Source organism: Rhodococcus sp. ARC_M12 (assembly GCF_022810385.1).
GTDB lineage: Bacteria > Actinomycetota > Actinomycetes > Mycobacteriales > Mycobacteriaceae > Rhodococcoides > Rhodococcoides navarretei.
In genome coordinates, this window is sequence record NZ_JALGQI010000029.1 from 1 (window position 1) to 11,427 (window position 11,427).

General features: G+C 63.5%; 13 protein-coding genes and 1 riboswitch. Of the genes, 8 read left to right on the forward strand and 5 right to left on the reverse strand.

What is annotated here, in order from left to right; all coding sequences use genetic code 11:
* Positions 1–286 precede the first annotated feature (286 nt).
* On the forward strand, positions 287–1,270 hold the full coding sequence (locus MTX35_RS24885) for a hypothetical protein (protein ID WP_243597431.1): 984 nt from the start codon (positions 287–289) through the stop codon (positions 1,268–1,270).
* Here the strand turns inward: MTX35_RS24885 and MTX35_RS24890 are convergent.
* From MTX35_RS24890 to MTX35_RS24905, 4 genes are all read right to left on the reverse strand, one after another.
* Positions 1,252–1,806, reverse strand: a complete 555-nt coding sequence (locus MTX35_RS24890; protein ID WP_243597432.1) for a GNAT family N-acetyltransferase — start codon at positions 1,804–1,806, stop codon at positions 1,252–1,254. The two genes, MTX35_RS24885 and MTX35_RS24890, sit on opposite strands and share 19 nt — an antisense overlap.
* Before the next feature lie 138 nt (positions 1,807–1,944).
* Positions 1,945–2,364, reverse strand: coding sequence for a TIGR03668 family PPOX class F420-dependent oxidoreductase (locus tag MTX35_RS24895; RefSeq protein WP_243597433.1), 420 nt, complete (start codon positions 2,362–2,364; stop codon positions 1,945–1,947).
* A 14-nt stretch (positions 2,365–2,378) separates the two neighbouring features.
* Positions 2,379–3,764, reverse strand: coding sequence for a bifunctional diguanylate cyclase/phosphodiesterase (locus MTX35_RS26165; protein ID WP_243597434.1), 1,386 nt, complete (start codon positions 3,762–3,764; stop codon positions 2,379–2,381).
* Between the two features lie 99 nt (positions 3,765–3,863).
* The gene (locus MTX35_RS24905; RefSeq protein ID WP_243597435.1) at positions 3,864–4,922 is read right to left on the reverse strand and encodes a substrate-binding domain-containing protein; all 1,059 of its coding nucleotides are present in this window, start codon (positions 4,920–4,922) and stop codon (positions 3,864–3,866) included.
* Between the two features lie 47 nt (positions 4,923–4,969).
* Here MTX35_RS24905 and MTX35_RS24910 point away from each other — a divergent pair, with 47 nt between their 5' ends.
* The 4 genes from MTX35_RS24910 (at position 4,970) to MTX35_RS24925 (ending at position 9,178) form a co-directional block, all read left to right on the forward strand.
* Entirely contained in the window at positions 4,970–6,166 is a 1,197-nt protein-coding gene (locus tag MTX35_RS24910) for an MFS transporter (protein ID WP_243597436.1), read from the forward strand.
* Between the two features lie 45 nt (positions 6,167–6,211).
* Positions 6,212–6,276: riboswitch (cobalamin riboswitch) on the forward strand.
* Between the two features lie 66 nt (positions 6,277–6,342).
* Entirely contained in the window at positions 6,343–7,371 is a 1,029-nt protein-coding gene (locus MTX35_RS24915) for an ABC transporter substrate-binding protein (protein WP_243597443.1), read from the forward strand.
* Complete coding sequence (locus MTX35_RS24920; protein ID WP_243597437.1) at positions 7,368–8,393, forward strand: iron ABC transporter permease; 1,026 nt, start codon at positions 7,368–7,370, stop codon at positions 8,391–8,393. The genes MTX35_RS24915 and MTX35_RS24920 overlap by 4 nt, the downstream gene beginning before the upstream one ends.
* Positions 8,390–9,178 (forward strand): ABC transporter ATP-binding protein, encoded by a 789-nt coding sequence (locus MTX35_RS24925; RefSeq protein ID WP_243597438.1) that lies wholly within the window; start codon positions 8,390–8,392, stop codon positions 9,176–9,178. Before MTX35_RS24920 ends, MTX35_RS24925 begins: the two co-directional genes overlap by 4 nt.
* Positions 9,179–9,255: 77 nt before the next feature.
* On the opposite strand, the gene MTX35_RS24930 is transcribed toward MTX35_RS24925, so the two are convergent.
* Positions 9,256–9,726 carry a nuclear transport factor 2 family protein gene (locus MTX35_RS24930; protein WP_243597439.1) on the reverse strand — a complete coding sequence of 157 codons (471 nt, stop codon included), beginning with the start codon at positions 9,724–9,726 and terminating at the stop codon, positions 9,256–9,258.
* 60 nt (positions 9,727–9,786) lie between these two features.
* Here MTX35_RS24930 and MTX35_RS24935 point away from each other — a divergent pair, with 60 nt between their 5' ends.
* From MTX35_RS24935 to MTX35_RS24945, 3 genes are all read left to right on the forward strand, one after another.
* On the forward strand, positions 9,787–10,041 hold the full coding sequence (locus MTX35_RS24935) for a hypothetical protein (RefSeq protein ID WP_243597440.1): 255 nt from the start codon (positions 9,787–9,789) through the stop codon (positions 10,039–10,041).
* 195 nt (positions 10,042–10,236) lie between these two features.
* Entirely contained in the window at positions 10,237–10,776 is a 540-nt protein-coding gene (locus tag MTX35_RS24940) for a tetratricopeptide repeat protein (RefSeq protein WP_243597441.1), read from the forward strand.
* Between the two features lie 83 nt (positions 10,777–10,859).
* Positions 10,860–11,291 (forward strand): PPOX class F420-dependent oxidoreductase, encoded by a 432-nt coding sequence (locus MTX35_RS24945; protein ID WP_243597442.1) that lies wholly within the window; start codon positions 10,860–10,862, stop codon positions 11,289–11,291.
* Positions 11,292–11,427 lie beyond the last annotated feature (136 nt).

Below are 11,427 nucleotides of genomic sequence, written 5' to 3' on the forward strand. Positions count from 1 at the left end.
ACCGGCGACTGACAGAAGGCAAGACCCCACGCGAGATCACCCGATGCCTCAAACGCGCCATCGCCCGCGAAATCTACGGCCTACTCAAGCCGCCCCAGACCACTTGACAAACATAGGAGCATCGTTCAGTGGCCTTTTCGGCAGTCAATGGCACATCGAGTGGACTGGTGTGTCGGCTCTGTCGGCCGTTCTGAATCCATCCACAGGGTGTGAGTTATCCACAGGGCAAGTTGTTTCCCGTCGTTGTGTCCGATTTCTGTTCGTGGCACAGCGCATCATCATGTGCATGAAGCGGGGCGGGGCACGAATCGATGCGAAGGTGATCGCGGCTGCGTCGGATCGTGGCTTGGTCAGGACGGCGCATCTGCTCGACCTCGGGGTGGCGTCGAAGACCATTGTTCGACGCACCCTGCCGGAGGGAATCTGGTCGCGGGCACTGCCTGGGTTGGTGTTCTTGAAGAACCGATCGTTGACGCCGATCGAACGCGCCGTTGCGGTGTCCATCTACTGCGGGAAAGATGCGGTCATCAGCGGTCGGGCAGGGTTGGCGCTGCACGGATTGGGAACTTCGGTCTCGTTGGAGGAGACGTTCGCACTCATTCCGGAGTCGCAGCATCGCAAGTCCGTGAGCTTCGCGGTGGTAGAGCGTACGTGGCGGATGCCGACGGCGGAGATCAAGTCGGGGCTTCGCGTCGCTCCGATCGTTCGGTGTCTGTGCGACGCGATTCGGCGAATGAAGAACACCGAGCAGTGCATGGCGCTGATTGCCAGTGTCGTGCAGCGAGGAGCTGCCACCGTGGAAGCGATCATGAAGGAACTCGACGCCGGCAGTACACGAGGGACGGCGATGCCGCGACGGGTGCTGCGGGAGTTGGCGGCCGGCGCGCATTCCGTTGCCGAGGCCCAGGCCCAGAAGCTGTACGCGCGCAGCGGACTTCCGGCGATGCAACACAACGTGGTCGTCCACGACGAGCGGGGAAAGTTCCTGTTGATCGCTGACAATTGGCTCGATGACGTTGCATTGGATTGGGAGATCGACTCGCTGGAATACCAACTCTCGCCCGCCGCGCACAGGGCGACGGTGGAGCGTCGTGAACGAGCGCAGAACGCCGGCCTCATCGTTGTGACGCATCTGCCGAGCGATATCCGGGACGATCCGGAACGCGTCCTGTCCGACCTTCGCGCGCGCTACGAGCAGGCCAAGGCGAGACCGCGACCGAACGTGACGGCCCGATCGCGGGAGGACACGACCTATCGACGGTCGGGCTGATACACCCACACCATGTGTTCGCCGGTCTCGGCCGCAGCAGCGATCGGTCGATGCTCGATCCTGTCCAGAACGAATCCAAGCCGCCTGGGTACGGCCTGACTTCTGAGATTTGCTGCGTCGCAATGAATTTCGACTTCGGTGATTCCGTCCATCTGCAAGGCCTCCCGGATGAGCGCAGCGACGGCCTCGCTGATCACACCACGTCCCTCGGCCTGGGCGTCGAGCCAGTAGCCCAATTCGACTCCGTGCGGGCCGATTCTGCGATGCATACCGATCTTGCCCAGAAACGAGCCGTCATCCAGGTCGAAAATCCCGTAGTCGAACATTTCCCGGGCATCCCACTGCTCAGCGGCTTCGGTGAGGCGAGCCAGTTGGGCCGAAGGACGGGCGGCTTCTTCGGTCGCCCACCCCATCCACGGCAGAAGGCGAACGAGATTGCGGTCGATCGCATCGGCAATGGCAGTGGCATCGTCGGCCGATTCGCGACGAATGACAAGGCGGTCGGTGACAATCCGATCGGGAGGAGCGTCGAGCATGGTCAGCAGTGTGTCAACAGTGCATTCGATGCGCCAACGAATTTCAGTGCACTTTCACCCGCCCGCAGTCCACTCGATGTGCCATTGACGGTCGAAAAGGTCACTGAAGGTCACATTGAGTGGTCAACGAGAGGTGGGTCAGGAAGCCGACCACGATCGCCAGGACAGTTTGTCGATGATGATGACCGGTCCCTCGGGTCTGTTGTTTTTGTATTGGCTGTATTTCGTGACCAGGGCTTCCGTGGCCGATGTGCCTTCGTCGCTGGAGGTTTCGACGATGCGGGCATTTCCGTCGGCGCGGATCCACCAGAGTTGGGACCAGTCGTCGGTGTAGTGGTCGACGATGAGGCTGACGGCGGGGTCGGCGCGGATGTTGTCGAGTCGCTGCAGTTTTCGTGTCGTCTTGGGTTTCCAGTCGATGGCGGTGTAGATGCGGTCACCGGTGGGGGCGACGGCGAACACGATAGGTACCAGGTGCGGTGTGCCGTCGGGGTTGATGGTGGAGAGTTGGGCTCGGGGTGCGTCGGTGAAGCGTTGGACTTCGTTGTCGATCTTCACGTTCGTTCCTCGGGTCATGCGGATTCGCTGTGGGTGCTGTGGCGGGTGATGAACTGTTCGAGTGCCGCCACGGGCATAGGGCGTCCGAGCAGGTGTCCTTGGCCGAAGGTTACGCCCATGTCGGTACAGATCTGCAGTTGTTCGGGGGTCTCGATTCCCTCGATGACGGTGTCCTTGCCGAGCGTGGTCGTGACCTCGACGAGGGCGGTGCAGAGTGTCGTCATGGCGCGACGTCGGTGCAGGTTGTCGCTGTCGAGGTGTTGGGTGAGGGATTTGTCGATCTTGAGGGTGTCGACGGGGAGGGTGGCGAGTCGTTCGAGGGAGGAGAAACCGGAGCCGAAGTCGTCGATGGCGATGAGGACGCCCCGGCGTCGGACGTCGCGGAGTTGATAGTGGACTGCGTCGAGATCGTGGAGTGTTCGTGATTCCGACAGTTCGAGTGCGAGCCGTCCGCGTTCGATGCCGTAGGTGTCGACGATGCCGATGACGTCGGTGGCGAGGGATCCGGTGGCGAAGTGGGCCGGGCTGATGTTGACGCCGACTTGGAGGTGGATGTTTCGGCTCTGCCAGTCGGCGATCGTGTGCGCGACTTCGGCGAGAATCCACATGCTCAGCGGCACGATGAGGTCCGCGTCCTCGGCGAGAGGGATGAAGGTGTCGGGCATCAGCAGGCCGAGCTGGGGGTGGTTCCATCGGATGAGTGCTTCGGCCCCGACGACCGATCCTGTCGTGAGTTCGACGATGGGCTGGTAGACCATCGTCAGTTCGCGCTCGACCATGGCGGTGCCGCGCAATCGTTCGATGAGTTCGAGTCGGGTGCGGTTGGTGTGGTGCAGCTCGTCGGTGAACACGTGGTGTTCGTTGCGCCCGACGGCTTTGGCGGCATGCATGGCTGCAGCGGCGTTGTGGAGAAGTTGGGTGGCGTTGATGTCGGCGTCGGTGCTCGACGCGACTCCGACGCTGGCCGTGAGGATGAGTTGCCGAATACCGAGTTCGAATGGGGGCTCGAAGACGCTCGCGAAACCGGCAGCCAGGGCGCGTGCGGCAATGGAGTGGCATCCCCGTGCGATGACGACGAACTCGTCGCCGGTGAGTCGGCCGATGGTGTCGCCGGGGCGGGTGGAGGCGAGGAGCCGGTCGGCGATCATGCACAGCAGTTCATCGCCCTGGGCGGGTCCGAGGGCGTCGTTGAATGCTCGGAATCCGTCGATGTCGACCAGCAGGACGCTGAACTGGCGGTCCGGAGTGCGTCCGTCGATCTCGGCGGCGATGAGGGCGAGGATCTCGGCGCGGTTCGGCAAGCCGGTCAGCGCGTCGCGTTGAGCCGCTGTACCGGACACGGCAGCGGTTCCGGACACTGCGGCGACATGATGGGGCGGCGCGTCGTGCTCTCGACTCACTGTTCCCCCTCATGGCCGGATAGCCAAGAGTGATACTAGCCGAAGAGTTTGCTTCAGCGCTATAAACAGGGAACATCCCCTTTTTTAAGATCTATTACATCACACTGTCCTCGATTTGGGTGCAGTTTCGCATGCGGTCGATGTCCGCTCTTCGACCCGCCAGATCGCGTTCTCCACGCCGTCGCTGAGCCCGAGCACCCACCGCGCCGCCGACCGACCTTGGTCGAACAGCGACTGCGCAACGGTGGTCAGACCGGCGGCGGCAGCGGCGGGGGAGTCGTCCCACCCGGTGACGGCCAGTCGCGCGGGAACGTCGATTCCGGATGCCGCCGCCGCGTCGAGTGTCCCGAGTGCAAGTTCGTCGCTCATCACCAACAGTGCGTCGATAGCGTTGTCGTGCAACAGTAGTCGCGCTGCGCGTTCACCTTCGGCTCGGGTGTTGTCGGTGGTGAACAGGGTAGGGACCGTCGACCAGTCGATCCCGGATTGCAGACATGCGTCTCGGTAGCCCTCTAGTCGGGATCGGGTCACCGGCATCGATATGTCCGACGCGTCCGCGCCACGCACGACGGTCGATTCGCGTCGGGTATCGGGTCTGAGAGCGATGACTGCTGGACGAGAACGGCCGTTCAACGCGGCGATGGCGACGGTGCCGGCGGCTGCTCTGTCGTCGATCGCGATCCAGTTCAACCCGGGGTGGTCGGGTCCACCTTGGATGCACGTCGGGCGGCCGGTCTCGACGAGGACGTCGAGCAGGGGGTCGTCGATCTCGGTGGTCCACACGACATACCCGTCGACCTGTGCGTCTCGGATTCGCGCGATGTCCTTGTCGCGGTGCAGGTTCGGCAACATCACCAGCGCGGTGTCCGCGTCGAGGCAGGCGTCGGCGATGCCGGACAGAAAGCGTCGCGCCTGGGGATCCTCGAAGGCGTACGTGAGTTTCTCGCCGAGGACGACGCCGATGCTGTTGTGCCGGCCACTGCGCAGCGAGCGCGCGGTGCGGTTGGGACCGGCATATCCCAGGGTGGCCGCCGCCTCGCGCACACGTTCCCGAGTGGCAGCCGAGACCCGGCTCGGTCGGTTGTAGGTGTAGGAGACGCTCATGGTGGACACGCCGGCGGACGCCGCGACGTCGGCCATGGTCACCCGAGTGTTCACCGACCCACTGTAGCGCGTCGCACGACGTGTGTGTAACGATACACAACATGTCTTCGCCGCTTCCGAAGCTGCTGGTGCTCGCCGCAGCCGCGTTCATCTACGTCACGGCGGAAACGCTGCCCGTGGGGTTGCTCCCCGAAATTTCCCAGGACCTCGGTGTGGGCGAATCGGCGGTCGGTCTCCTGCTGACCTTCTACGCGTACGGCGTCGCGGTGATGACGATGCCGTTGATCCGGTTCGTCCGCGAGTGGCCCCGACGGCGCGTGGTCGTCATCACCGTTGCCGCACTGGCACTCTCGCAACTTCTCTCCGCAGTATCCGTCGGTTATCCGATGCTGGTGATCTCCCGAATGCTCTGCGCGGCAACGCACGGAGTCTTCTGGGCCGTCGTCGCGCCCGTCGCGGCATCGCTCGCATTACCCGGCAAGCAGGGCAAGGCCATCGCCACGGTGTATGCCGGTACCTCGCTGGCATTGGTCGCCGGCAATCCACTCACCGCCGCGATGGGCCAGTGGCTCGGATGGCGAACGGCAGCAACAATTCTCGGTATCGTGGCCGCAGCCATTGCAGTGGCGTTGTACTTCGTCCTCCCGGCCCTACCTTTCAGCCGGGCGGATTCGGCGACGAATAAGACACCGCGGGTGCTCGACGGCTCTCTGGCCATTCTGTGTGGCGTGACGTTCCTGGCCGTCCTCGGTCATTTCGCGGCGTACACCTACTTCTCGGTGATCGTCGACCGTGCCATCGGATCGGCCGGCACCACACTGACTCTGATGTTGATGCTGTACGGATTGTTCGGGGTGATCGGCATCTGGGTGATCGGCCGAACCTACGACCGGTGGCCCCGGCACTCGACCATCGCCGCTCTGGGCGCAGTGACCGCTGCGGTGGCAGTTCTCTGGTGCACCCTGAGCGGAGTGCCGGGAAGCTGGGCCGTGTTCGCCGTCGGTGCCATCGCGTTGTGGGGGCTGGCATTCACCACCCTCCCGGTGTGTATCCAATCGGCAGTGGTCAGAGCGGCCCCGTCCGATGCGGACAAGGCGTCGGCGATCTACGTCGTTGCCTTCCAGTTGGCGATCGCGACGGGCGCTCTGGTGGGCGGTGTGGTGATCGACCTCAGCGGCATCGTGGCCGTCACCGCTGCTGCAACGGCACTGGTGGCCGCAGCGCTGGCCGTAGTCGTGTTGGCACGCAGGACCTTTCCCCGCAGCTATGCAAAGGAGCCGATGACAGCGCCGCACTGACCGCCGAGGTACCCCGCACGATAAGGTCAGCACGCGACGAACGAGGGAATCCGGTGCAATTCCGGAGCTGGCGCGCAACGGTGACGAGCGAGAGCTCGAAGTCCGAATGCTCGGACGTCGTGATTCACCTCCATCCGCGGCTCCGCGACACGAGCCCTCAGCAGGAAGCTCTGACCATGCGCACCACTCTCGCCGTTCTAGGCGCTGTCTCGATCCTCGTTCTCGCCGGTTGCTCGTCCACTGCGACAACCGCCGCAGCCACCCCGACCACCGGAAACTACCCGCTGACCATCGCCAATTGCGGCCGCGACGTCGTCGTCGACGCCCCACCGCAACGTGCGGTCTCGTTGAATCAGGGTTCGACGGAAATCCTTCTCTCACTCGGCCTCGCCGACCGGATGGTCGGCACCGCCACCTGGACCGATCCCGTCCGCGCGAACCTCGAATCGGAGAACGCGAAGGTCCCCAGGTTGGCGGACAACAAGCCCTCCCTGGAGGTGGTGTTGGACGCCGAGCCCGACTTCGTTTCCGCGTCGTTCGGCGGCACCCTCGGTTCGGGAGGCGTCGCTGACAGGGATCAGTTCGAGCAGCTCGGTGTGCCGAGCTATCTCTCTCCCACCGACTGCAACGGCAAGACCGACGACAGCGTCAACTCCGACGGCGCGCGTACATCACCGCTCGAAATCGAGACCGTCTACCAGGAGATTCGCGACCTCGCCGCCATCTTCGACGTGCGGGATCGCGGCGAACGCTTCGTCGGCGAGCTGCAGGATCGCTTCGCGAGGGCATCAGGAGCCGTCGACGCATCGGGTGTGACACTGGCGTACTGGTTCGCCGATACCGACACCCCGTACATGGCCGGATGCTGTGGATCGTCGGGCATCATCACCGGATCCGTCGGTGCCCAGAACATCTACGCCGACACCACCGACGAATGGCCACAGGTCAATTGGGAGAGTGTGCTCGATCGCAATCCCACCGCGCTCGTGCTCGCCGATCTGAGCCGACGGAGCATCGCCGGTGATGCTCTCGACAGCAAGATCGCCTTCCTGGAGTCGAATCCCGTGACGAGTCGGCTCACCGCCGTCGAGGACGAGCGGTACATCGTCGTCAACGGTGCCGACCTCAACCCCTCGATCCGGACGATCGACGGGGTCGAGAAAGTTGCTGCCGCTCTGCAGAATTGGGGCCTGACCACCCCATGAGCCGAACCGATCGCGGATTGCTGATCCCGCTCCTGCTCGGCGGCGTCGTGGTGTTGGTGCTCTCGATCGGCGTCGCAGTGACGATCGGCCCGGCCAGCGTGTCGGTGTCCGATGTGTATCGAGTGATACTGGCGCACATCGGGATCGGCACGGCCGAAGTGAGCCGCATCGAGGACGGGATCGTCTGGCAGCTGCGGCTGCCCCGAACTCTGCTCGCCGCCATCTGCGGCGCAGGCCTGGCCCTGTGCGGAGCCATCATGCAGTCGCTGTTGCGTAATCCGTTGGCCGACCCGTTCGTATTGGGTATCTCGTCCGGCGCATCCACCGGTGCCGTCGTCGTCGCCGTGCTCGGCGTCGGCGGCGGAGCGCTGTCGCTGTCCACCGGAGCGTTCGCCGGAGCACTGTTGTCGTTCGTCTTGGTGATGCTGCTCGCCGCTGGTGCGGGTGGCGGCAACGACCGCGTCGTACTCGCTGGTGTTGCTGGTACGCAACTGTTCTCGGCTCTGACGTCGTTCATCGTCATCTCCTCGGCGGATGCCGAACAGACCAGGGGAGTGCTGTTCTGGCTGCTCGGCTCCCTGAGCGGTGCCGACTGGACGGACGTTGCCCTGTGCGGCGCGGTGGCGCTGCTGGGAATCGTGGTGTGCCTGTTCAACACCTCGGCTCTCGATGCGTTCACCTTCGGTCACGACGCGGCCGCATCTCTGGGCGTTCCCGTGAAGTGGGTGCGAATCCTGTTGCTGGTCATCACCGCATTGATCACGGCCGCCCTCGTCAGTGCCGCCGGCGCCATCGGATTCGTCGGACTCGTGCTTCCGCATGCCGCCCGCTTTCTCGTGGGGGCGCGTCATCGAAGACTGCTTCCCACCACGGTGATGATCGGCGCGATCTTCATGGTCTGGGTCGACACCATCGCTCGAACGGTGTTCGCACCGCAAGAAATTCCCGTCGGAGTGGTCACGGCACTCATCGGAGTGCCGGCTTTCGCTCTCATTCTGTTCCGGCTCAGGAGGTCCCGATGACACTGCACGCCAACCACATTCGATGGACCCGCGGCGGACACCCGATTCTCGACGGAATCAGCTTCGAGCCGGAACCCGGCGAGACCATCGGCTTGATCGGACCCAACGGGTCTGGTAAATCCTCGCTACTGCGCATCCTCGCCGGCATCGTCGCCCCCGACAGCGGCGACGTACTGCTCGACGGAGACAATCTCCGCACGTTGCGTCGACGCCGCGTTGCCAGACGTGTAGCGATGGTCGATCAACACTCCGACACCGACGTCGACATCAGCGTCCGCGACGTCGTTCGCCTCGGTCGCATCCCACATCACGGGATCCTCGGCGGCGACGCATCCGACGACGACGCCGCCATCGCGCAGGCGCTCGCCGACACCGCCATGGCGTCGAAAGCCACCCGACGCTGGCACACCCTCTCCGGCGGCGAACGCCAACGAGTCCAGATCGCCCGAGCCCTTGCCCAACAACCCACCGAACTACTGCTCGACGAGCCGACCAATCACCTGGACATCCAGCATCAACTCGACATCCTCACCCTCGTCGCAGGCCTACCGCTGAGCAGTTACATCGCCCTCCACGACCTCAACCTCGCCGCCATGTTCTGCGACCGGATCATCGTCCTGAACAACGGTGCCATCGTGGCGTCGGGAACCCCGAGCGAAGTAATCACCGAACACCTGGTGCGCACGGTATACAACGTGCACGCCTGCGTGACGAATGCCGACAATTACCCCCAGGTGACCTATCGCCGCCCCGCCCCATCCGACCCCGGAGTCCACTCGATGTGACATTGACCCCCGAAAAGGCCACCAAATGTCACATCGAGTACCGGCGGATCGCGCAGTGTCACGCCGCGCAGGCGGATCTAGAGTTGACGTAGTTTCTTCTCGAATGCGTCGATGCGAGTGGTGTCCTCGAAGAAGTCTTCCTGCGAGATGATTTTCCCCCAGCTCGTGCGGACCAGCAGCACGGTGCGGTTGCTGTAGATCTCGGTGCCGTCGGCTGCGTGGGCTTGGTCGTCGAAGCGGACGAGCAGGGTCATGCGCCACGGTGCACCGCCACTGTAAAGTTCGGTGATCTGGCCTTTGATTCCGGCGGCAACGAAGTCCTGGAAGAAGTTTTCGATGGCCGCGCGGCCGCGGTGTGTGCCCGACCAACGGCTGTCTCCATCGGCGAACTTCAGCACTGCGTTTCGGTGGAAGGACGACAGTAGCGGGCGGTAGTCGCCGTTGTTGAGTGCCTCGATGTCTCGCTGCAGCTTGAGTGTCAGCGCTCGCATGACCAGGAGCTTGACTGCGAAGGCCGTCGAGACGCCGGCCAGAAATCTCAGTTGCATACCCATACGTTTGCCTACCGTTCATCGACGTGTCAATCGAGTCGGCAGTACGTTCGTTCGATGATTCACCACGTGCAGGTCGCATGTCCGGCGGGCGGCGACGACCGCGAGCGTGAGTTCTATTCGGGTGCCTTGGGCTGGGAGGAGATCCCGAAGCCTCCGCCGTTGGCCGTCCGCGGGGGCTGTTGGTTTCGCGTACCGGGAGTCGACGGTCCCGATGGTGAGGTGCATGTCGGCATCGAGGACGACTTTCGTCCCGCACTAAGGCGCACCCGGCCTTCGTTGTCGACATCGATGCAACCGCTGCAGCGTTGACGTCGGCTGGCTACCCAGTGAGTTGGGCCGACCCTCAGGAGATACCGGGTCGTCGACGGTTCCATACCCGCGACGGTGTGGGCAATCGAGTCGAATTCATAGCAGCTCGATAGCTGTCGAGTGTGATCGCTACGTCGGGACGTCGGCTTCGTCGATTCTCCGAACTAAGTCTCTCGTGTCGCAAAGACACTGCACATGCCGAGAGTTACAGCGGTGGCGGCAGACCGCAGCATCGTGGACGATCGATTCATGCTGAGTTGGGAAGATCGAATGGCCGAATTCTGGCGCGATGCGGATGACGCAGATCCCGTTCGTATGCGGATTCAGATCGATCAGTTGCTTTCCGCTGCACAATGTTCTGAAGCACGTGCATTGTTCGAACGGGCTTCCCTGGAGGACTTCTTGGGCGAAGAATCCGCGGCCGTCCCGCTGTACGAGGCATCGTTGTCCCACGGGCTCGATACCGACAGGGAGAACCAGGCTCGGATCCAACTGGCGAGTTCGCTCCGCAACGTCGGTCGACAGGACGACGCGCTGCGACTGCTGGAGGAGTTCGAGTTCTCCACCGAATACTGCTCTGCGCGAGATGCATTCGTGGCACTCGCACTCTGGGACAAGAGCGACGGTGCACAGGCTCTGCGGAACGCACTGCATGCCGCAGACCCGGCGCTGGGGAGATACCGTCGAGCAATCGGGGCCTACGCGGCGGAGCTTTTCGACGACAGACAGTCGTGAGGCCGGAACGGAACAATCGCGTCGTCGACCGCGTTCTCTTCTGAAGTTCGTGCACGCTTGTTTCGACGACCGAAGGGGACTCCATGACCGGAAGTACCTACGATCCACACGACCTTCTCGAGCGGAGCCGAATCGGAGTGCTGGCCACCATCAAATCCAGCGGACTTCCGCAGCTATCCCCGGTGACGCCGTTCTACGACCGGGCAGCCGGCACCATCACGATCTCGGTCACCGAAGGACGAGCGAAAACGACGAACCTACGCCGAGATCCTCGCGCCGCGCTCGAAGTGACCAGCGCCGACGGCACAGCATGGGCGACGGCGGAAGGAACCGTCACTCTCACCGGCCCGGGATCGTCACCCGAGAGCCCCGAAGTCGATGCCCTGGTGGACTACTTCCGCGCGGCGGCAGGGGAACACCCGGATTGGAACGAATACCGAGCAGTCATGGTCGCCGACCGACGAGTGCTGGTGACCATCGCGGTGACACACGTCTACGGCCAATCGATCGCCTGACGCCCCTCCAAGTCCACTCGATGTGCCATTGACCGCCCAAAAGGCCACCGAACGATGCTCCTATGTTTGTCAAGTGGTCTGGGGCGGCTTGAGTAGGCCGTAGATTTCGCGGGCGATGGCGCGTTTGAGGCATCGG

Excerpts from the sequence above, each read along its gene's own strand:
- MTX35_RS24885 (WP_243597431.1), top strand. The coding sequence starts at position 287 with ATGAAGCGGGGCGGGGCACGAATCGATGCGAAGGTGATCGCGGCTGCG.
- MTX35_RS24945 (WP_243597442.1), top strand. The coding sequence starts at position 10,860 with ATGACCGGAAGTACCTACGATCCACACGACCTTCTCGAGCGGAGCCGA.
- MTX35_RS24935 (WP_243597440.1), top strand. The coding sequence starts at position 9,787 with ATGATTCACCACGTGCAGGTCGCATGTCCGGCGGGCGGCGACGACCGC.
- MTX35_RS24930 (WP_243597439.1), bottom strand. The coding sequence starts at position 9,726 with ATGCAACTGAGATTTCTGGCCGGCGTCTCGACGGCCTTCGCAGTCAAG.
- MTX35_RS24890 (WP_243597432.1), bottom strand. The coding sequence starts at position 1,806 with ATGCTCGACGCTCCTCCCGATCGGATTGTCACCGACCGCCTTGTCATT.
- MTX35_RS24910 (WP_243597436.1), top strand. The coding sequence starts at position 4,970 with ATGTCTTCGCCGCTTCCGAAGCTGCTGGTGCTCGCCGCAGCCGCGTTC.
- MTX35_RS24915 (WP_243597443.1), top strand. The coding sequence starts at position 6,343 with ATGCGCACCACTCTCGCCGTTCTAGGCGCTGTCTCGATCCTCGTTCTC.
- MTX35_RS24920 (WP_243597437.1), top strand. The coding sequence starts at position 7,368 with ATGAGCCGAACCGATCGCGGATTGCTGATCCCGCTCCTGCTCGGCGGC.
- MTX35_RS24925 (WP_243597438.1), top strand. The coding sequence starts at position 8,390 with ATGACACTGCACGCCAACCACATTCGATGGACCCGCGGCGGACACCCG.
- MTX35_RS24940 (WP_243597441.1), top strand. The coding sequence starts at position 10,237 with ATGCCGAGAGTTACAGCGGTGGCGGCAGACCGCAGCATCGTGGACGAT.